Annotated in this window: 16 protein-coding genes and 1 pseudogene; 13 read left to right on the forward strand and 4 right to left on the reverse strand. The window is 70.8% G+C overall.

The window, feature by feature from the left end; all coding sequences use genetic code 11:
* Positions 1–75: 75 nt before the first annotated feature.
* Complete coding sequence (locus tag ACFYNL_RS35090) at positions 76–1899, forward strand: serine/threonine-protein kinase (RefSeq protein WP_388810985.1); 1824 nt, start codon at positions 76–78, stop codon at positions 1897–1899.
* Positions 1900–1914: 15 nt separating this feature from the next.
* Here the strand turns inward: ACFYNL_RS35090 and abc-f are convergent, their stop codons facing one another.
* A complete protein-coding gene (abc-f, locus tag ACFYNL_RS35095) occupies positions 1915–3561 on the reverse strand; it encodes a ribosomal protection-like ABC-F family protein (protein WP_388810987.1) in 1647 nt (548 codons plus the stop codon).
* A gap of 317 nt (positions 3562–3878) precedes the next feature.
* On the opposite strand from abc-f, the gene ACFYNL_RS35100 reads away from it, so the two are divergent.
* A complete protein-coding gene (locus tag ACFYNL_RS35100) occupies positions 3879–4292 on the forward strand; it encodes a VOC family protein (RefSeq protein ID WP_388810989.1) in 414 nt (137 codons plus the stop codon).
* A 403-nt stretch (positions 4293–4695) separates the two neighbouring features.
* Positions 4696–5388, forward strand: a complete 693-nt coding sequence (locus ACFYNL_RS35105; protein WP_388810990.1) for a polysaccharide deacetylase family protein — start codon at positions 4696–4698, stop codon at positions 5386–5388.
* A 27-nt stretch (positions 5389–5415) separates the two neighbouring features.
* On the opposite strand, the gene ACFYNL_RS35110 is transcribed toward ACFYNL_RS35105, so the two are convergent.
* Positions 5416–5604, reverse strand: a complete 189-nt coding sequence (locus ACFYNL_RS35110) for a hypothetical protein (protein WP_388810993.1) — start codon at positions 5602–5604, stop codon at positions 5416–5418.
* 124 nt (positions 5605–5728) lie between these two features.
* Here ACFYNL_RS35110 and ACFYNL_RS35115 point away from each other — a divergent pair, with 124 nt between their 5' ends.
* From ACFYNL_RS35115 to ACFYNL_RS35125, 3 genes are read left to right on the forward strand one after another with little or no spacing between them, the layout of a single operon-like run.
* Entirely contained in the window at positions 5729–6445 is a 717-nt protein-coding gene (locus ACFYNL_RS35115; RefSeq protein WP_388810996.1) for a FadR/GntR family transcriptional regulator, read from the forward strand.
* A complete protein-coding gene (locus tag ACFYNL_RS35120; RefSeq protein ID WP_388810998.1) occupies positions 6442–7836 on the forward strand; it encodes a hypothetical protein in 1395 nt (464 codons plus the stop codon). Before ACFYNL_RS35115 ends, ACFYNL_RS35120 begins: the two co-directional genes overlap by 4 nt.
* Positions 7833–9689, forward strand: coding sequence for a GMC family oxidoreductase N-terminal domain-containing protein (locus tag ACFYNL_RS35125; RefSeq protein ID WP_388811001.1), 1857 nt, complete (start codon positions 7833–7835; stop codon positions 9687–9689). Before ACFYNL_RS35120 ends, ACFYNL_RS35125 begins: the two co-directional genes overlap by 4 nt.
* 467 nt (positions 9690–10156) lie before the next feature.
* On the opposite strand, the gene ACFYNL_RS35130 is transcribed toward ACFYNL_RS35125, so the two are convergent.
* Complete coding sequence (locus tag ACFYNL_RS35130) at positions 10157–10456, reverse strand: putative quinol monooxygenase (RefSeq protein WP_388811003.1); 300 nt, start codon at positions 10454–10456, stop codon at positions 10157–10159.
* A 142-nt stretch (positions 10457–10598) separates the two neighbouring features.
* Between ACFYNL_RS35130 and ACFYNL_RS35135 the strand changes: the two genes are divergently transcribed.
* The 7 genes and pseudogenes from ACFYNL_RS35135 to ACFYNL_RS35165 all read left to right on the forward strand — a co-directional run.
* The gene (locus tag ACFYNL_RS35135) at positions 10599–11558 is read left to right on the forward strand and encodes a GlxA family transcriptional regulator (RefSeq protein WP_388811006.1); all 960 of its coding nucleotides are present in this window, start codon (positions 10599–10601) and stop codon (positions 11556–11558) included.
* Positions 11559–11868: 310 nt separating this feature from the next.
* Complete coding sequence (locus ACFYNL_RS35140) at positions 11869–12543, forward strand: hypothetical protein (protein WP_388811008.1); 675 nt, start codon at positions 11869–11871, stop codon at positions 12541–12543.
* A gap of 281 nt (positions 12544–12824) precedes the next feature.
* Entirely contained in the window at positions 12825–13688 is an 864-nt protein-coding gene (locus ACFYNL_RS35145; protein ID WP_388811010.1) for an LLM class flavin-dependent oxidoreductase, read from the forward strand.
* Positions 13689–13848: 160 nt separating this feature from the next.
* Positions 13849–15054, forward strand: coding sequence for a glycoside hydrolase family 64 protein (locus tag ACFYNL_RS35150; protein ID WP_388811012.1), 1206 nt, complete (start codon positions 13849–13851; stop codon positions 15052–15054).
* Positions 15055–15251: 197 nt separating this feature from the next.
* Positions 15252–16403, forward strand: coding sequence for a ferritin-like protein (locus ACFYNL_RS35155; protein ID WP_388811014.1), 1152 nt, complete (start codon positions 15252–15254; stop codon positions 16401–16403).
* Positions 16404–16572: 169 nt separating this feature from the next.
* Positions 16573–17562: an NUDIX domain-containing protein gene (locus ACFYNL_RS35160; protein WP_388811016.1), complete on the forward strand. Its 990-nt coding sequence runs from the start codon at positions 16573–16575 to the stop codon at positions 17560–17562.
* Positions 17563–17634: 72 nt separating this feature from the next.
* A pseudogene (locus ACFYNL_RS35165) lies at positions 17635–18735 on the forward strand (NAD-dependent DNA ligase LigA); the annotation flags it as partial.
* A gap of 434 nt (positions 18736–19169) precedes the next feature.
* On the opposite strand, the gene ACFYNL_RS35170 reads toward ACFYNL_RS35165, so the two are convergent.
* Positions 19170–20657, reverse strand: coding sequence for a hypothetical protein (locus tag ACFYNL_RS35170; protein WP_388811019.1), 1488 nt, complete (start codon positions 20655–20657; stop codon positions 19170–19172).
* Between the last annotated feature and the right edge of the window lie 45 nt (positions 20658–20702).

Genomic DNA, 20702 nt, shown 5'->3' on the forward strand with positions numbered 1-20702 from the left:
ACGCGGAGAGTTCGCCGGTCAGAGCGGGTACGGGGGGTGCGAGAGGTGTCGGTGCCGGCGGCTAAGCTCCCGCCCATGAGTGAGGGTGACAGAGGTCCCGGCAGACGCGTCGTCGACGGGCGCTTCGAGTTGGAGGGCCGCCTCGGGGGCGGCGGGATGGGGACGGTCTGGCGGGCCAGGGATCTGGCGTTGCACAGGCTGGTGGCGGTCAAGGAGGTCCGCCCGCCCGACGTGGACCTCGCCGAGTACGATCCCGACGGCGCGCGGATGCTGCGCGAGCGGGTGCTGCGCGAGGCGAGGGCCCTGGCCCGGATCGACCACCCGAACGTCGTCACCGTCCACCACATCGTCGACGGCGGCGAAGGCACCTACCCGTGGATCGTGATGGAGCTGGTCAGCGGCGGCTCGCTGGCCGACCGGCTGGCTCAGGGGCCGATGCCCCCGGCCGAGGCGGCACGGATCGGCAGGGGAGTGCTGGCCGCCCTGACCGCCGCGCACGACGCCGGCATCCAGCACCGGGACGTCAAGCCCGCCAACGTCCTGCTGCGGCCCGACGGGCGCCCCGTCCTCACGGACTTCGGCATCGCCGCGATCCGTGAGTCGACCAGCCTCACCGCCACCGGCTCCATCATCGGCACGGCCGACTTCATGGCACCCGAGCGCATCTCGGGGCAGGAGGGCGGATCCGCCTCCGACCTGTGGTCGCTGGCGATGATGCTGTACACCGCCGTGGAGGGCAGCCACCCGCTGCGCCGGGGCACCACCCTGGCCACGCTCGCCGCGGTGCTCCACGAGGACGTACCGCCGCCGACGCGTGCCGGCGTCCTCGGCGACGTCCTGATGAGCGTGCTCGTACGGGACGCGTCGGCGCGGCCGTCCGCCGCCGAACTGGACCGGAGACTGGCCGAGATCGAGTCGGCGCCGTCCGGTGGCCAGGTCCGCGAGGAGCCGACCTCCTTCCCGCTGATGCCGCCGTCCGGCACGGCCCCTTCGGCCACGTCGTCGCCGCCGGCAGCCGCCTCGCCGACCACGTTCGGGCCGTACGGCGGTGTCACGTCCCCCGGGTTCGGCGCAGCCGCCGCCCCCGGGGTCCCCGACCCACGGCAAACGGCCGCCCCCGTCGGCTTCGGGCCGCCGCCGGTCTACCCAGGACCCGGACAGGTACCGCCCCAGCCGATGACCACGCCGGTGCGACCGGCAGGCCGGGGCGGCCGCCGCCCGGCCGTCGTGCTGGGCGTCTCGGGGACCGCGCTCGCCGGCGCCGCGGCCCTGCTGTGGTGGTGGCTGCCCCTCGGGGGCGACGCGGGTGGCTCGAACAAGGGCGCCACATCGCCCTCGAAGACCTCCTCCGCCCGCAAGCCGACCGATTCGCCGACCACCCCCGTGCCGACCACCCCCGTGCCGACCACCCCTGTGCCGGCCGCCCAGCAGCCGGAGAAGGCGGACACCGCCAGCATGCTCACGCCGGACCGCATCCGCGCCGCCATCGAGGCGCTGAAGAAGGAGACCGGCCGGGACAGGTTCGGGGACTTCACCGTCTACGACGACTACGTGTCCGCCGAGGTGATGGTGAAGGGCAGCGACACCAAGCACGACTCCTACACGTACCGTCCCGGATCGGGCGTGGAGAAGGGCATCATCAGCGGCACCCTGTTCCCTGGCGATAAGCCGGTCACCCTCGACGAGTTCGACTGGGACAGGGTTCCGGCGCTCCTCGAAGAGGCGAAGAAGAAGCTCAACGTCGACAAGCCGAACCTGCGCTACGTGACGGTGAGACTGCCCGACGACCTCTCCGGCCCGGCGGGAATGGCCGTCTACCTGACCGACGAGTACTCGACCGGCTTCCTGGAGACCGACACCAAGGGCAAGGTGACCCGCGTCGTGCCCGCCGAGGACTGAGCCGGCCCGGCCCTGTCAGCACCTGCGGCCGGCGCTCAGTTCCAGTCGCTCGCCCTCGAACCGCCGCCGGAACCCGCGGTCGTGCGAGACCGCGACGACCGCCCCGGGGTAGCCGGCGAGTGCCGCTTCCAGGTCCTCGACCAGGTCGAGCGCGATGTGGTTCGTCGGCTCGTCGAGGACGAGGAGATCAGCGGGCCGGGCCACCAGGCGCGCGATCTGCAGGCGCCGCTGCTGTCCGGCGGACAGCGCCGCGACCGGGACGTGCAGATCCTCCTCGCGGAACAGGCCCATCGCCAGGAGCGCTTCGGCATGCTCCTCCGGCGCTCCGGGCCGCCCGGCCGCGAACGCGTCGAGCAGCGGCAGCGGGGTGGAGCGCGCGGGCAGCTCCTGCGCCAGGTACCCGATCCGGGCGGGGCGGGACACCGTGCCCGCATCGGGTTCCAGGTCGCCCGCCAGGACCCGGAGCAGGGTCGTCTTGCCCGCCCCGTTCCCGCCCGTCACCAGCAGCCGCTGCCCGAACGCGATCCTCAACGGCCCGTCCAGACGCAGCCGTTCGCCCACCACGACGTCGTCCAGCTCGGCGAGCGGGCGCTCGGCGGGATGTTCGCCGCCCGCAGCGGTCGGTGCCGCCGTGAACCGCAGTGGTCGCGGCGGCGCCGCCACCGGGTTGCGCCGCAGCTGGGCCAGCCGCTCGCGAACCGCCCGCACCTGTCCGCCGAGCTTCGCCTCGTGCGAGCGGCGGTGCTTGCCGAAGCCCTGCTGCGGATCCTTGCCGGTGCCGGCCAGCCGGCTTCCGGCGGCCTCCAGCAACTCCTCGGTACGGGCCAGGTCCTCGACCCAGTCCGTGTACTCCCGTTCCGCGCGGCGTCGGGCGGCGGCCTTCGCGGTGCGGTAACCGGTCCAGCCGTCTCCGTAGCGGTGCACCGTGCGCGCGTCCCGGTCCACCTCCAGGATCGTGGTGGCGATGTGCTCCAGGAAGCCGCGATCGTGGGTGACCGCGACGACGGTGCCGCGGTGCGCGCGCAGATGCTCCTCCAGCCAGCGCACGGCCGCCCCGTCGAGGTGGTTCGTCGGCTCGTCGAGAAGCAGCAGCTCGGGGGCGGCGGCCAGGACGCAGGCCAGGGCCAGTCGCGACTGCTCGCCGCCGGAGAGCGAGCCCAGAACGCGGTCGCGGGTGATCCCGGCCAGCCCGAGTCCGTGCAGGGCGGCGTCGACGCGGGCGTCCGCCTCGTACCCACCGCGCTCCTCGTAGGCCAGCAACAGCTCGCCGTAGGCCGCGAGTTCGTCCTCGGACGCCGCACCGAGCGACTGTTCCGCCGCCCGCAGACGGCGCTCCATGTCACGCAGGTCCGCGAGAGCGAGGTCGACCGCATCCTGCACGGTGCGGTCCGGGTCGAGGTCGAGGGTCTGGGTGAGATGGCCGACACCGCCGGGGAAGCCGACGGTGATCTCCCCGGCATCCGGCGCATCGAGGGCGGCGAGCAGCCGGAGCAGGGTGGACTTTCCGGATCCGTTCTCGCCGATCACGGCGGCCCTGTCGCCCGGGCGGACGGTGAAGGAGACCTGGTCGAGAACCGTCCGGGTGCCGTAGGACTTGCTGACGTCCTTGACCGACAGCTGCGCCACGGCGGCGGGCGTGGCGAAATGAGCGCGTTCGCGCATGTGACTTTCCCTGGGGATGAGAGGTGTCGACGGGCAGCGGAACGGCGGCGTCCGCCGTGCCCGGACTCAGAGAAAGCAGAAGAAGACCATGCGCCCACTCTAACAAGACGAACCGTATCGTTTCAAGCGGGTCGGCTGACATCCCGAGGGCATCCAGGCCGTCTCCTGACCTGGAGCACCCTACGGGGGCCCTGTCGCCGCGTTCCAGGGCCGCCGACCGAGCACCTCGTACGGCCTCCGCATGGACCCCGTCGGCGTGCGACCCGGTGCGAGGTGTGTGACAACGGGCCTAAGCCCCGGCAGATCAGGAGTCCTCCGTGCCCTTCGTACCTTGCATCAGTGTGTCCGACACGGCCGCCAGCCTGGCCTTCTACGGCAAGCTGGGCTTCGACGCCGACTCCAGCACCGCGCGCCCGGGGGACGACATCCACATGCTCCTCCACAAAGGGGAGTTCGCGGCGATGATCTACCGCAACGCCGACCTCAAGCAGTGGCTCCCCGTTCTGCGGGACCAGCCTCTCGGGTTCGCCGGCATGTTCTACTTCGCCGTCGACGACCTCGACGCCTTCCACGCCCAGGCTTCCAAGCACGCCGAGGTGGTCAAGGAGATGACCACCGACGAGACCGGTCAGCGCATGTTCTACATCCGTGACCCGGACGGTTATGTCATCGGCTTCAACGACAAGGCCGCACTGCGGTCCAGCGAGGTCGGGGCCAAGTACGCCGAGTAGACCGGCGGCACGCCTGCGGGCAGGTGGCCGTCCCAGGGAGACCGGACCGAGGGCAGAACAAGGGCCGCCCGCGTGCGGCCGGCGCCCGCTCAAGCGGCGGCGACGGCCGGCCGATGGCAGGGGCATGGAAAAACGTTCTTCCCTCGCCGCGCCCCGTCTCGTACCCCGCCGGCCGTTCCTGGCCGCCGCGGGGATCCTCTGCGCCCGGTGGGCACTGCCACCGTGCGTGCCGGGCCTGACGGACGTCCCGGACCAGGCTGACTCCCGGGATCAGGCTGACCTCCGGGATCGGGCTGATTTCCGGGATCGGGCTGGCGCCCTGGACCGGGCTGACGTCCCGGACCGAGCTGACGTCCCGGACCGAGCTGACGTCCCGGACCGAGCTGACTCACCGCGCCGGGCGGTGGCCGCGGGTGAGGAGGGCCTGCGGGCGCTGTTCGGATCGGAGAACCGCCGGGTTCGCACCCAGGACCGGATCGCCGCCGTGACCTTCAACGCCGCCTGGAACGACGCCGGCCTGGACCACACCCTCGGTGAACTCACCCGCCGACGCACCCCGGCCACGTTCTTCCCGACCGGCGACTTCGCCGACCGGCACCCCGCGGCGATCAGGAGGATCGCGGCGGCGGGGCACGGCCTGGGCAACCACTCCTACAGCCACCCCCGTTTCCGGGACCTGACCGCGGCCGCGCGGCAGCGCGAGGTACGGTCAGCCGACCAGGCCCTGCGCGCGGCCGGGGCCGGACGGGCCCTGACCCCGTTCTTCCGGTTCCCCTACGGCGAGACCGGTCCCGACGAGATCAGGGAGGTCAACGCCCTGGGGTTCGCGGACATCGAGTTCACCACTGACACCAACGGGTGGATGGGCACCGAGGGCGGCATGACCGTGGACCGGGCGGTGCGCAGGGCGCTGGACGCTTTGCGCCCAGGAGCGATCCTGCAGATGCACGTCGGCGCGTCCGAGGGTCGCGCCGACGTGATCGACGCTCAGGCACTGCCCCGGATCCTCGACGGCGTCGCGTCCCGCGGCTACCGCGTCATCGACCTCCGCAGCCTCCTCGCCTCCCCGGCCCACCCCGCTCGCTCGCCGAGGTGACCCCGCCGCCACGATCCGGTCGGCGGCTCACGGCGCGGCGCCCCCGGCCGGGCGCACCGTGAACAAGCGGTCCCGACCGACCAGGGACAGGGCGCGCAGCAGATTCGGCGGTACGCGCTCCAGGACGACGTCGGCCTCGGCTGCCAGGGCGTGCCGGCGGGCGGCGAGCAGGGCGGTGATGCCGCAGGAGCCGAACCCCGGCCACCGGCCGCGCAACTCGTCGCTGGGCAGGACCCATTGACGCGCCGTCGACTTCAGTGGTTCAGTGGCTCATCCACTGAGCCACTGAACCACTGAGTCGCTGAACCACTGGGCCACTGAAGGAACGGGGAGAGCCGAGATGCCCGCACTGCCACGCGAAAGCATCGTCGATGTCCTGGAACAACGCCTGCGCGAGCAGATCCTCGCCGGGCAGCACCCGGCCGGCGCCTACCTGCCTCCGGAACGCGAACTCGCCGACGAGTTCGGGGTCAACCGCACCACCCTCAAGCATGCCTTCGGCCGGCTGGTGCACGCGGGACTTCTGGAGACACGGCACGGAGTGGGGACCCGCGTACGGGACTTCCTGCGCCTCGGCGGAGCGGATCTGCTGCCCATGCTGGTCCGCCACAGCCCCGACTGGATCGGCGAGATCTTCGAAGTGCGCCGCAGCATCGGAGCGTTGATCGCGGAGCGCGCCGCCGCCCGCGCCACCGCCGCCCAGGTCACCGAACTGCGGCTGCTGACGGCGGCCGTGCGGGACGCGGCCGGTGGCGAGGACGTGCAACTGGCGGACGCCGAGGTGCACCGGGCCCTGGCCCGTGCCACCGGCAACCGGGTGTACGTCCTGCTGACCAACACCCTGTTCAACGCCTACCTGCCGGTGCGCGCGGCGCTGGTCACGCCCTTCATGGACGCGCGGGCCGCATACGACCGTCTGGCACCGGTCGTCGAGGCCGTGGCCGCCGGTGACCAGGAAGCGGCGCGCGTCGCCGCGGGCGCCTACCTCTCGGCGACCGAGCGCATCATGCTCGAAGGGCTGGCAGGCCCCCGCGGACACCGGGACGGTGCCTCGTGACCGCACGCACGACGGTCTTCCGGGAGACACTGCTGGGCCGGGTGCGCATGGCCGACGAGGAGCACGAGCGCCCGGTACGACTGGACCTCGTGGCCCGGGCCGACGCCGTGCCGCTGCCCCATCGCACGACGCGGGCGCGACTGACGGGGCGGATACGGGTGGCGGGGCGGGCGGACGACGCCGAAGCCCAGGGGGAGGTGGAGATCTCGCCGCTGGCCCGCCGCAGGATCCGCTACCGGATCACCTTCACCCTGGAGGGCAGGCGCCTGGAACTGGACGGCTGGAAGTCCGTCAGGCCCGCGCGTCCGGTCGCGTCGATGACCGTCCTGCCGTACACCCTGTACGAGGACGGCGACCGGGTGGGCGAGGGCACGCTGCGCTTCCCGCTCGCCACCGGCCTGCTGCCCTTCCTCGCGAGCTTCCGCTTCCCGCGCCCGACCGCACCGGACGCCGATCGGCACCTCATGGCGCGCTGGGACGGGAAACCCGGGCGGACGGAGGTCTGGTACACGACCCTGACCGATCCGGCGACCGGGAGCGGAGTCTGGCTGCACCACGAAGTGGTCGCGCCCTCGGACGGTTCCGGGGCCGAGGCGCACGGCTGGATCGCCGTCTTCCCCAAGGACGGCCCCGTCGAACACGCCCGCTTCGGGCCCGTGCCGTTCACAGCGGGACCCCAGGGCTTCGACATCGACGGCGTCGAGGTCGGTCCCGGTCGACTCACCGGATCAGCCGGGAAGTTCAGCTGGTCGCTCACCGAACATCCCGAGGGCGCCCCGCTGCACACCTTCCCCCGCTGGTCCTGGCGCCGCCCCTGGTTGCCGGCCAGCCACATGCTGCCGTACGCCCGTTGCCGCTACGACGGACTCGTCCGGTACGGCGACGAAGAGCTGCGGCTCGACGGGGCCGTCGGCGCCGGCGCCCGTATCTACGGGCACGGCAACGCGCGGCGCTGGGCCTGGCTGCACGCGGACCTGGGCGGCGGTGACGTCCTGGAGATCGTCGCCGCCGTGTCCATGCGGCCCGGCCTGGACAGACTGCCCCCGCTGGTGTTCCTACGGCTGCTGCGTGACGGACGCGTCTGGCCCGCGCGCGCGGAGCGCACCGCCGTGGGCTGGGCGGGCGCCGGCCGGTTCCGGGCGGACATCGCACTACCCGAGTGGCGTGTGGCGGGCCGCGTGGGCAGGCGTCGCATCCGGGTGCGGGTGACCCAGCCGCCGGAGCGGACGCTGGCGCTCGACTACACCGACCCCGACGGTTCCCGCGCGGTGTGCCGCAACAGCGAGACCGCGGACGCGGTGGTCAGCCTGGAGCGCTGGTGGGGCAGGTGGCGGCAGGAGGCCGAATGGCGGCTCCCGGGCACCGCGCACGCGGAGGTCGGCGACCGATGACCCCCGCGCCTGCCTCCCCCCTCGCCGCACTCGCAGCGGCCCTGCTCGCCGACGACGGCTCGGCCGAGTGGATGCGAGCCGTGCCGCGCCGCCTCGAAACCCTCCTGGCGGCCATGCCCGCCCCGGTACGTACAGCCGTACGCGGCGCGACGACGGCGATCGACGGCTACGCCGTGGCCCGCACGGGCCGTCGGCTGAGCTCGCTCGGCGCCGCCGAACGGGACCGCCTCCTGGCCCGACTCGCCTCCCACCGCGCCCTGCTGCCCCTCCTGGACGCGGTCAAGGTGCCGGTGCTGCTGGCGGCCGGCACCGAACGGACGCTGCGGCACGGCCCCCCGCCCTCGTCCGCCGCCCCCGACGACCCGCCGCTCGACTGCACCCCCTCGCAGGCCTGGCCGACACGTTCCACCGCCGACGCCGTCGTCGTCGGATCGGGGGCCGGCGGCGCCATGGCCGCCCGCACCCTGGCGCGCGCCGGGATGCGCGTCGTCATCGTCGAGGAGGGAGAGCACCACACCACCGCGTCGTTCGGGCGCAGAACCCCGCTCGACCGCTTCACCGACCTCTACCGGGACGGCGGAGCCACCCTCGCCCTCGGCAGCCCTCCGCTGGTCCTGCCCGTCGGCCGCGCGGTCGGCGGCACCACCGTCGTCAACTCCGGAACCTGCTACCGCACCCCGGACCACGTCCTGTCCCGCTGGACGGGCCGCCACGGATTCGCCGCCGCCGAAGACCTCGACGCACACCTCGACGAGGTGGAACGCACCTTGCGGGTGGCGACGCAGCCACTGGACGTCCTCGGCGACAACGGGCTGCTGGCACTCGCCGGCGCGAGAAAGCTCGGCTGGGCCGCGGCCCCACTGCGCCGCAACGCCCCGGGCTGCCGAGGCTCCTGCCAGTGCGTCGTCGGCTGCCCCACCGGCGCGAAACAGAGCGTCCAGCTGTCCGTGCTGCCGCAGGCGTGCGCGTCCGGCGCCCGTATCGTGACCGGCGCCCGGGTACGCAGGATCCTCACCGATCCCGACCGGCCCGGCGGGCCACGCGCCGCCGGAGTGGCCGTGAGCCGCCCCGACGGCAGCGAACTGGAGATCCTCAGCCCCCTCGTCGTGGTCGCCGCCGGCGCTCTGCAGACCCCGCCGCTGCTGCGCCGCTCCGGCCTCGGCAGCCACCCCCTGACCGGCCGGAACCTCAGCGTGCACCCGGCCATCAGCGTGGCGGGCCGATTCAGCCGCCCGGTCACCGGCTGGGAAGGCGTGCTGCAGAGCGTGGGCGTGGAGCAACTGAGGGCCGACGGCATCCTGATCGAGGCCACCGCGGCGCCCCCGGGCATGAGTTCGTTCGTGCTGCCGGGCGTCGGACGCGAACTGCGCCGCGAACTGGAGGACACCGAGCGGCTGGCGACGCTGGGCGCCATGGTCGCCGACCGGCCCTCGGGCCGAGTCCTCGGCCGGGACCGTACGCTGCTGCGCTACGACCTGGCACCGCGCGACGCCGGCCGTCTCCTTCGCGCCCAACGAGCCATGGGCCGCCTGCTGTTCGCCGCCGGAGCCGAAGAGGTCCTCACCGGCGTCCCCCACGCTCCACGCACCCGCACCCAGGCCCAACTGGACGCCGTACTGTCAGCTGTGACGGCACGTCAGCTGCATGTCTCCGCGTTTCACCCCACGGGTACGGCCGCCGCCGGCGCCGACCCCGAGCGGTTCCCGGCCGACCCGGAAGGGCGTTTGCGCGGTGTGCGCGGCGTCCTGATCGCCGACGGATCCGTGCTGCCCAGCTGCCCGCAGGTGAATCCGCAGCTGAGCATCATGGCGGCGGCCCTGGCCGTCGCGGACCGCTGGGTGACGAGCCCGTGAGGCCCGGTGCCGACACGCCCTGCGGGCCGGCGGCCGGCTCGGCCGTCACGCGTCGTCCCGGTCGCGGGTGACGGGCAGGTCAGGTCGTGGGAACTGCGGCCCCGGAGGCCACTCACCAATCCCGCCCTGCGGGGGGCGTCGCGCGGCCACCCCGGGACGGCCGGATTCGCCGCGCGGCCGGCCTACGGGATGTCGTACTTCTGCATCGCCATCGTGTCGGGTTGCTGCGAGTGCAGAACCCGCTGCAGGGGAGGCGGTCAGGTTGCGCATCCCGTCGGCCTGCGGTCCGCCGGGTGGTCCGGGGTGCACGTCGAAGAGATACCGGCCGATCAGTTCCTGTCGGGTCCGGCCGGTGCCCGCCGCAGACATGCCTCGGTCGACCACGGGGGCCTGCTTCCGGCGCCTCCCGCCCCTCGGCGCAGGCCGGGCGGCGGCACGGGGCACCGCGCCGCCGCCCGGCGGTGGGATCAGGGAAGCTTGACCGCGAGGAGGTCGACCGGGCGGATGTCCGGCGCCTCACTGAGCATGGTCTCGGCGGCTTCCATGAGCGCGCCCGCGATCCGGCCCTTCAGATGTCCCTGGCGTCCCTGCTCGTCGTCGAAGGTGTCGAAGACACCGAAGGTCGTGGCGCCCTGCCGGAACGCGAACCAGGTGACGGTGTGGTCCTCCTGTTCCGCGAGCCGCACCGCGTCCCGCAGCAGGGCCTCGACCTTCTCGGCGTACTCCGGCTTGGCCTCGATGCGGGCCAGCAGCCCCAGCTTCGTCATGTTGCACTCCTGTGTCTGTGATCACCGAATGAACGGGTGGTGCTGGTACCGGGCACCCATGTCGTCCGGACACCACAGAACCTAGGCCGCCCCCACAGCCACGCCCAGCGTCGCAAACGACTCTTCCGATACCGTTTCCGTCATGGATGTGGCTGTGCTGACGTACGACGGGGTGTTCGACTCCGGCCTCGCCGCCCTGCTCGACGTGCTCGACGGGGCCAACGCCATGCGCGAGGAACTCCCCGAGCCCCAACCCGCCTGGAACGTGTCCACGGTCGGGTTCCGCCGCCGCGTCCGCACGGGCGCGGGACACGTGGTCGAGACCCTCCCCGCCGACACGGCGAAGGACGCCGACCTGCTCCTGGTGCCGGCGCTGGCCGAACGGCGGCCCGAGGCCCTGGTCGCGCATGTCTCGGGCCCGGAGTCCGCGTCCGTGCGCCGACTCGTGGCGCAGACACGTGAACGCCGCATCCCCGTCGCTTCCGCCTGCACCGGCACGTTCCTGCTGGCGGAGTCCGGAGTGCTCGACGGGCGCCGGGCCACCACGAGTTGGTGGCTCGCCCCGTACTTCCGCAAGCGCTACCCGGCGGTGACGGTCGACCAGACCCGTATGGTCATCACGTCCGACGGGGTGACCACGGCCGGCGCGGCCTTCGGACACGTCGACCTCGCGCTCGCGGTCGTACGGATGAACAGCCCGGCCCTCGCGGAGCTCGTCGCCCGCTACCTGGTCGTGGACGAGCGGCCCTCGCAGGCGGCGTACACGATCTCCTCGGCGCTCGCGCAGAGCGATCCGACCCTGGCGGCCTTCGAGCGCTGGGCCCGGTCGCACCTGGACCAGGCCCTCTCGATCGCCGACGCGGCACGGGCCGTCGGGGTCAGCGAACGCACGCTCCAGCGCTCCGTGCGCCGCACGCTCGGCACCTCGCCCGTCCGCTTCGTCCAGGACCTGCGCGTCGAGCGCGCCTCCCACCTGCTGCGCACCACGGACCTGCCGCTGGAGGTCATCGCCCGCAGGGTCGGCTACGAGCACGCCAACACCCTGCGCATCCTGCTGCGTGAGCGCACCGGAGAGACGGCGAGCGCACTGCGGGGGCGATGACCCGTCGGCCGGAGGCAGGGCGCGGACAGCCTGCTCCTGTAGCTCCTGTAGCTCCTGTAGCTCCTGTAGCTCCTGTAGCTCCTGTACCCCTGGAGCCCGTGGAACCCGCAGGCCAGGCCGTCAACGTCCGCTGTACGCAAGGTGGTTGATGGCGCACCAGTTTTGGTAATCAAATATAACTTTGCCATTTCTTGGTGTAGGTCGGCCGATGATTACGTGAGCCTCATGGGCATCAGGCGGTGACCGCAGCCCCGCCAGAACCGAGGGCACCACGGTCACCGTCCCCCCACGTAGGTGAAAGGCACCAACGATGACGATGAACCGCGCCCTGCGGTACGGCGGCCGCACGCTGGCGTTGACCGCGACCGCTCTTGGGACGATCGCGGCGGCGGCCGTGCCCGCGGCGGCCGAGGAACAGCCCACGGCGGAGCAGATCGTGGCCGACTGCGCTTCCGGGGAGGGCAAGTGCACCTTCAACTCCCCTGAGATCGGTGAGGCTTACCTCGGCGAGCCCCGCCAGGTCTCCGAACTGCTCTACAACTGCACCGACTCGCCCGCGTCCCAGTCGATGTCGTGGGCCGACACCGTGGGCTCCTCCCACTCGGTGGGAGGCTCGGTCACCGTCGGCGGCGGCATCGAGGGCATCGTCACCGCCAGCGTGACCGCGACGTACAACTACACCTGGCAGAGCTCGCGCACGGAGACCAGCTCCTTCACGGTGTCCGTGCAGCCGGGCGAGGTGGGTTGGATCTCCCGCGCCCAGGTGATGCAGCGGATAACCGGCACCTGGCAGACCCACTACGACGACCCCAAGTGGGGCCACTACTACTGGTTCGTACCCGATGTGATCACCGGCCCCGCCCCGAACGGCACGGACGGCAAGCACAACGCGGTCGTCGTCAAGTCCCGCAAGATGACGGCCGAGGAGAAGAAGCTCTGCTCCAACGGCTCCACCAGGAACGAGGTCTTCACCCGGAGCGCCTGACCGGCAGCGCCGGTTCCCCGGAGGGGGAGGGAACGGAGGGGCCTCGCCGCCGGAGCGGAAACGGCGGGGTCCCTCCGGCGCGATGCCGACCCGCGAGATCGGCCGGCGAGATCGGCCCGCGAGAATGGTCGCCGACCTCGGGCGCGGCGTCTCGTGCGCGGGGGAGTGGCCGGACCCGGGGACCTGCCGTCGGGAACCGCGCGGTGGCCGCGGGCCGCGAAGGCCGACCACGGCCCTGGAATCCGATTGCCGCTTCGACGTGGGCCGCGCATCCTGCCAGGATGCGCTTCTCCGTCAACATCCCCAACTTCGGCGACTTCGCCGACCCCCGCAACGTCGCGACCGTGGCGAGCGCCGCCGAACAGGCGGGCTGGGACGGGCTCTTCGTCTGGGACCACGTGCTGCACCGGTATCACCAAGGGCGCCCCTTCGCGGACCCCTGGATGCTCCTGACGGCAGCCGCGCTGGCGACCTCCCGGATCCGCCTGGGGACTTTGCTGACGCCCGTCCCGCGCTACCGTCCGCAGCAACTCGCCCGACAGGTGGCCACGTTGGACCATCTGAGCGGCGGCCGGGCGATCTTCGCCGCCGGTCTGGGCGGCCCCGTCGAGGACGAGTACGGCAGCTTCGGCGACAGCACCGATCCACGTATCCTCGCCGAACGCCTCGATGAGGGACTGGAGTTGCTCAGGCGCTTGTGGTCCGGGGAACCGGTGGAACACCAGGGGCGGCATTACGCGGTTCGTGACGTGACGCTGCTGCCCGCCACCGTGCAGCGTCCCGGCCCGCCGGTATGGATCGGGGGATTCTGGCCGCGGCGTCCGCCCATGCGGCGGGCCGCGCGATGGGACGGAGCGGCACCCCTGTTCGAGACGGCCCGGCATGGTCAGGTGCCCGACGTCGCCCATGTGCGGGACCTCGTCGCCTACGTACGCAAGCACCGGACGGCCGAAGCCGAGCGGCCCTTCGAGTTCGTGCTCGGTGGCGCCACACCGCCCGACGCGACCCGGGCCAAGGACCTCATCGGCCCCCTGTACGAGGCCGGCGCCACCTGGTGGGACGAACGACAGCTCCAGACCGGACCCGAGCTGGACCGCCTGGCCCCGGTGCTGCGCCGGGTCGAGGCGGGTCCGCCGGTGCTTTAGCCAGGGCAGTCGCCCGCCTGCTCGGCGACCCAGACGCCCGGCACCACCCGGCGGGCCGGGCGGTTCGATGCTCAACTCATTGACAGGTCCGGACCAACACGCAACTCTGAGAGCGCTCTCAGAGCTTCCTGAATCGGCCGACGTCGAACGGAGACAGAGCATGTTACGAACACTGGGGCGCCGCGCCGCCGCCGCGGCCTTGTCCCTGGCGACCGCCGTCGCCGGCGCACTGCTCGCCACCGGAGCGGGCACGCCGGCCCACGCCGCCGTACCGGCCACGATCCCTCTGAAGATCACCAACAACTCGGCCCGTGGCGAGCAGGTGTACATCTACAACCTCGGCACCGAACTGTCGACCGGACGGCAGGGCTGGGCCGACGCGAACGGCACGTTCCACCCCTGGCCCGCGGGCGGCAACCCACCGACTCCCGCGCCCGACGCGTCGATCCCGGGCCCCGCGGCAGGACAGTCGAAGACGATCCGCATGCCGAAGTTCTCCGGCCGCGTGTACTTCTCCTACGGCCAGAAACTGGTGTTCAGGCTCACCACCGGCGGCCTGGTCCAGCCGGCCGTACAGAACCCGACCGACCCCAATCGGAACATCCTGTTCAACTGGTCGGAGTACACACTGAACGACTCCGGTCTGTGGATCAACAGCACACAGGTCGACATGTTCTCCGCGCCCTACGCCGTCGGCGTGCAACGAGCCGACGGCACCACCGCCAGTACCGGCCGGCTCAAGCCCGGCGGATACAACGGCTTCTTCAACGCCTTGAGAGGACAGCCCGGAGGCTGGGCCAACCTGATCCAGACCCGCCCCGACGGCACCGTGCTGCGTGCCCTGTCGCCGCTGTACGGACTGGAGACCGGCGCACTGCCGACCACCGTCATGGACGACTACATCAACCGCGTCTGGCAGAAGTACGCCACCTCGACGCTGACGGTCACGCCGTTCGCCGACCAGCCGGGCACTAAGTACTACGGCAGGGTCTCCGGCGGCGTCATGAACTTCACCAACGGCGCCGGCGACACCGTCACCAGCTTCCAGAAACCCGACGCCTCCTCGATCTTCGGCTGCCACAGGCGGCTCGACGCCCCGAACGACCTGGTCCGCGGCCCGATCTCACGCACCCTGTGCGCCGGATTCAACCGCTCCACCCTGCTCGTCAACCCCAACCAGCCCGACGCCTCAGCCGCCGACTTCTACAAGGACCCCGTCACCAACCACTACGCCCGCAAGATCCACGCCCAGATGGCCGACGGCAAGGCGTACGCGTTCGCCTTCGACGACGTGGGCCACCACGAGTCCCTGGTGCACGACGGCAACCCGCGCCAGGCCTACCTCACCCTCGATCCCCTCAACTGACCGCCCGCCGTGGGCCGACCCTCCGCTCGCCGGGCCACGCGCGTTGGCCCGACAGGGTGGAGGTCGCCGTATTGCTCGGCTTGTATGCCCAGGTGGTCGCCATGGTGACTGCTAGCTTCGCCTGCTGTTGACAAGGGCCCGGGTTCTGTCCAGTCCTGGTGGACCCATGGCTCCCGACCGAGGCGAGGGTGACGGGTATGAGCGAAGAGTCGGGCAGCCCGGCGGTTGCTCCTCTCAAACGCAGGAGTTTTCTGGCGTCGGCGGCCCTGGCGGCCGGTGCGCCCGCCGCGGTCGCCGGCGCTGCGGAGGCGGCCGCGGCGCCGGCGACCGCGCCGTCGGCAGCGCCCGGCCTCGGGTCCGTGGCCCGGCTGCTGGCCGTTTCCGAGGACGCCCGCGGCGTCGCCTGGATCAGGTCGGCCCTGCAGGTGGCCGTAGGACTCGAACTCGCCACCATTCCGCCGTACTTGTGCGGCTGGTGGTCCGTCAAGGACCGGGGCAGCGAGGTGGCACGGATGATCCGGCGTATCGCCGGTGACGAGATGTACCACCTGGGCATCGTCTGCAACCTGCTCGTGGCCGTGGGTGGCAGGCCCCGTATCAAGGCCGCGGCGCCCGTCTACCCGGGCCCGCTGCCCGGAGGGGTGCGGGCCGGCATCACGGTCTACCTCTCCGGTCTGACCAAGCCGTTCGTCCGCGACGTGATGATGGCGATCGAGGCCCCGGAGGAATCGCTGGTCAGAAGCGCCCAAGCGGCGCCGACCGTCGGTGAGTTCTACGCCGGACTGCAAAGGGCCTTCCAGGTCGTGCGGCCGGACCTGTCCGTGCGCGGGCAGTTGTCCGGGTACGTCGGCGGTGACGACCTGCGACCGGCAGAGAGCCTGGAGGACGTCGAGCGCGCCATCGGGATCATCAGGGAGCAGGGGGAGGGCACCGCCGGCTCCCCGGCCGACTCCTTCGAGGACGACCACCCCGCGCACTACTACGCGTTCGGCGAGATCTACCACGGCCGGGAGCTGCGCGAGACCGACGAGGGCTGGAAGTACGTGGGCGGCCCCGTGCCGTTCCCCGACGTGCGCCCCATGGCCCCGGTCCCGGTGGGCGGCTGGCCCCACCCCTCAGCGCGTGTCGGGCAGCTCCTCTACCAGTTCGACGCCACGTACAGCACGGTCCTGGACACGCTCGACGCGGCTTGGGCCGGCGGCGGCCACCGCACGCTGGGCGCGGCCCTGCACGCGATGCGGGGCCTGGAGGACCCGGCCGTGGAACTGATGGAGACCAAGATCCCCTACGCCCCGGGCACCTACGGCCCCCAGTTCCGGGCGCTGCGCAGGCGGAGCCAGGCGGGATGAGGTGGCGGTCGAAGCCGCTTCGGGCACGGCTCGCCGGGAACACGGCCTCCCGGCGGGCCGTGCCCGGGCCGAAGTGAATCTCGACGCGTCCGAAAAACGTGTGTTCGACGGGCTCGCCCGATCGTTGGGCTGAGGGACACCGCATTTCGCGCGACCTCAGGGGGACACGGTGGCGACGGCTCACGACGACGTACGCACGCCCACCGGAGCGGGTGGCTCCGACCCGGCCCCACCACCGGAGCCGGAGAACGCCTCGGTCCTCGTCGCCAATGACGACGGCGAGTACCTGCTGCACCTGCGGGACAACCTGCCGGGCGTCTGGGAGCCCGGCGCCTGGTCCCTGCTCGGCGGGGGGCGGGAGCCGGGCGACCGGTCCTTGGAGGAGACGGCGCGCCGGGAGCTGTGGGAGGAGGCCGGCCTCGTGCTGCCGCTGCTCCAGCGGTTCCGTGTGGAGCTCGTGACGGCCCTGGACGGGGCGACCGTCCCCGTCCAGGTTTTCACGGCACGCTGGAACGGCGACCCCGACTCCCTGCACCTCACCGAAGGGGTCATGCTCCGCTGGTTCGCCCCGGAGATCATGCCCAGGCTGCGGCTGAGCCCCTCGACACTCGACCTGGTGCGCGACCACGCGGCGCACCGACCGGCCGCACCCCGGAGCACCGTGGCGGACGCACCCGTCCCGCCCGAGGCACAGCGACCGGCCGAGGGCGCGGACCGTCGAGGCGTCCCCCACGTGGTCGGCGTCCACCTCTACCTGGAGAACGCGCAGGGCGAGGTTCTGCTCGGTCTGCGCCACCCCGACTGCGCGTTCGCGGGCGGCCGGTGGCACTTCCTGGCCGGGCACGGTGAACAGGAGAGCGCGATCGCCTGCCTCGTACGGGAGGCGTACGAGGAAGCGGGCCTGCTGATCCACCCCCGCGACGCCGAACTCGTACATGTCGTCCATCTCTGCGACGCGCCGGGCAGCCGACCGCGCCTGCAGCTGGTCTTCCGGGTACGGCGGTGGGCGGGGGACCCGGTGATCCGCGAGCCCGACAAGTGCCTGACCTGGCGCTGGTGGAATCCCGATGCCCTGCCGGAGCCGATCGTGGCCTACACCCGCACGGCCGTCCAACGCCTCCGGGAAGGCCACCTCTACACCGAGACGGGATGGGCGTGAACCCTCACCGTCGACGCCCCCGTGCGGATCGCGACTGGGGCGTTGTCAGTGGTGGCAGGCAGGATGACAGGCATGACCACACCAGTTGCGCAGATCGTGGACGCCGTCGGCTACGCGCGGGCCGTCGAGGACGTCGTGAAGGCCGCGGCCGCCTACTACACGGACGGCACCTCCCCCCTGGACGACGACACCTACGACCGGCTGGTGCGGGGGATCGCCGCATGGGAGGCCGAGCACCCCGACCAGGTGCTGCCCGACTCACCGACCGGAAAGGTCGCCGGCGGCGCCGTGGAGGGCGACATACCGCACACGGTCGCGATGCTGAGCCTGGACAACGTGTTCTCGGCCGAGCAGTTCACGGCCTGGACGGCGTCGCTGGCCCGCCGCATCGGACACGAACCGGAGCGGTACAGCGTCGAGGCGAAACTCGACGGTCTCGCGATCGCGGCCCGCTACACCCGAGGACGCCTGACGCGGCTGATCACCCGTGGCGACGGGACGGCCGGGGAGGACGTCTCGCACGCGATGGGCACCATCGAAGGCCTGCCAGAGACCCTGAACGAGCCGGTCAGCGTGGAGGTGCGCGGCGAAGTCCTCATGACCGGTGCGCAGTTCGAGTACGCCAACGAGGTGCGCACCGCACACGGCGGACAGCCCTTCGCCAACCCCCGCAACGCGGCCGCGGGCACCCTGCGCGCGAAGGACCGCGCCTACACGGTCCCCATGACGTTCTTCGGCTACGGCCTGCTGCCGCTGCCCGACACGGACGACGCCTCGGCCGCCCGGCTGGACGCTCTCGCGCACAGTGAACTCATGGCGTTCGCGGGGGAGCTGGGGGTGAACACCACCGCCTCCACGGCAGTGCCCGGTGTCACCGCGGCCACGACCGACGAGGTCCTGGTCCGGGTGCAGGAGATCGCCGCGCTGCGCGCGGGGCTGCCGTTCGGGATCGACGGGATCGTCGTCAAGGCCGACCTCGCCGCCGACCAGCGGGCCGCCGGCTGCGGATCGCGGGCTCCGCGCTGGGCCATCGCCTACAAGCTGCCCGCCGTGGAGAAGATCACCCGGCTGCTGGAGGTCGAGTGGAACGTCGGGCGCACCGGCGTCATCGCCCCCCGAGGCGTCCTGGAACCGGTCGAGATCGACGGCTCCACCATCACCTACGCCACCCTCCTTCTGTGGGGGAAGCGTGACTCGGCGAGGCTTATTGACCCTCAAAGGATGCAGCTCAGATGCCTTGTGAGATCGAGGCTATCGAGCACAACAGCTGTGGTGCAAGTGGGCTGTTGATCGGCTACGCCATCACGTGGGACGTCATCCGTCGTCCCGTCGCCGTCGTGGTACGCGCCCCACCGAGGTGCGCTACCTGGCGTCCCGTCTGCCTTGGGGTATTGCGGAGGCGGTCGGCGTGGCCAGGAACTCGGGCAGGCGGCTACAGCGCCAGCAGCTGCCCCAGCTGGGACTCGGGGTACCGAGCAACGATCGTGACGATGCGTGCAGGCTGCGGCGTATGCCGACCTCGGTGAGCACGGAGAAGACCGAGCCGAGAGGGAATGCAGCCGCTGGTCACGATGGCATGGTTCGAATGGAAGATTGCCGGATCGGCGTCATGACTCCTTCATGGTCCACAGCCACGCTCCACGCACCCCTCTTTCCTTTGTGATTGCATCATCAGCGGCTAGCTCATTCAATAGCTTTCTCGCGGTAGAGGGGGAACACTTGAGAATATTGGAAATTTCCTGAGATGTCATCGATCGATTCTTCAAATGTGCAAGTATCAGCATCTTGTACGGCTCCGACGAATAGCCCTCCAATTGATTCCAGAACGCTTCATTTCTTGACTTGGATCTAGACATGTACCCGGAAAGGATGTTGATGGAGATACCCGCTTCCGCGCCTAGCGCGCCGGTAGCGATATCTCCCCAGTCTCCGTTGGCGGCACCGGCGCCCCCACCAATGAGTGCCGCCAAGATGATCGCCAGGACGCTTCTTCGCCACCGCGTCTTGGTGACCTCTATCGGCATCTGGTCAGGGAACGGCTGGTGACTGCTCCACGTTCCAACGGATAGTAGGGCGGAGCGGAACAAACCTAGCGCGAAGTGATCTTCTAGAGGGATCCCCAACCGTGCAGCCAGCAATTCAATGGCTTGATCGCGCGAGTCGAGTTCCTGCAGCATTCCGGTCACGTCAGTGACGACAATCTCATCGTCGTCAGCTACCAGATCCAACTCCGAGGCTGCGGAGATATCGGCCAAGATCTCCTGTAGCCTTGACTCAGCGTCTCGAATTCCTGGGATAGAAGCAGCCTCGGCCATCGCCTTGGTTCGAAGGTCCTTAGCCATAGCGCGGCAGCGATGTGAGTCTTCGTCGCAGTGTCCAGCATAAGCCAAGGATGCAGCCTCGTAGGCTCGCGCTTTATCTTCGAGGAATGGGAGCTGTGCTGCGGTCTTCTCGATGGCGCGTCCTTGACGGCGCTTCTCCAACATTATGGCCGTTTGAGTGTCTGATATCGCCGCTACCACTTCCGCATGGCGATCTGCGTCTGAGACCTCCAGGAAGAGTGAGTCAGCCTTTCGCAGGGTCGTGAGCCTCTCTTCGTCGTATTGGGTGTCAGCTTTCGCGACATACGTTGATGCCAACGATTTGGTCAATATGTTGCGCGCCTCTGCAGTCCTGGACCGGAACTGTCTTAGACAGCGCTTGAGCAGAATTTCTCGATCATCAACGGAAATATCTTTCGAAGCTTGCGTCAAACTGGTAACCGTGTGCAATTGCTCTTGTTCATCGCCAGCAGCGACGGCAGTGCGCACCGCATTCCACAGAAGGTCAATTTTGTGATGTATTTCAGTTGCAGACTCTGCGGCTTCCATCCATAGCAGCATTGCAGCCAACGCGGTTTCTGTACGTCGGGCGTCGTCACCTGCAAGGCCATAGTTATTTGCCGCTGACAGCAATGACTGCGCCTTATCAGTAAGGGAACGTGCACGATTGGCGGCCAACACGTCGGTGTCGGCCGCTTGGCGAACCTTGTTTTCCCTCCAGAGGCGCTTAGCTCTTCTGGTGAGTTCCTCGTAGGACTCCTCGTCGCCCTCCATAGGGGTCAGCCTACTTCCGTCCCTGTTTCAAGGGGGCGTGGTTCG

Origin of the sequence: Streptomyces sp. NPDC007808 (genome assembly GCF_042868655.1) — a bacterium.
Classification (GTDB): domain Bacteria; phylum Actinomycetota; class Actinomycetes; order Streptomycetales; family Streptomycetaceae; genus Streptomyces.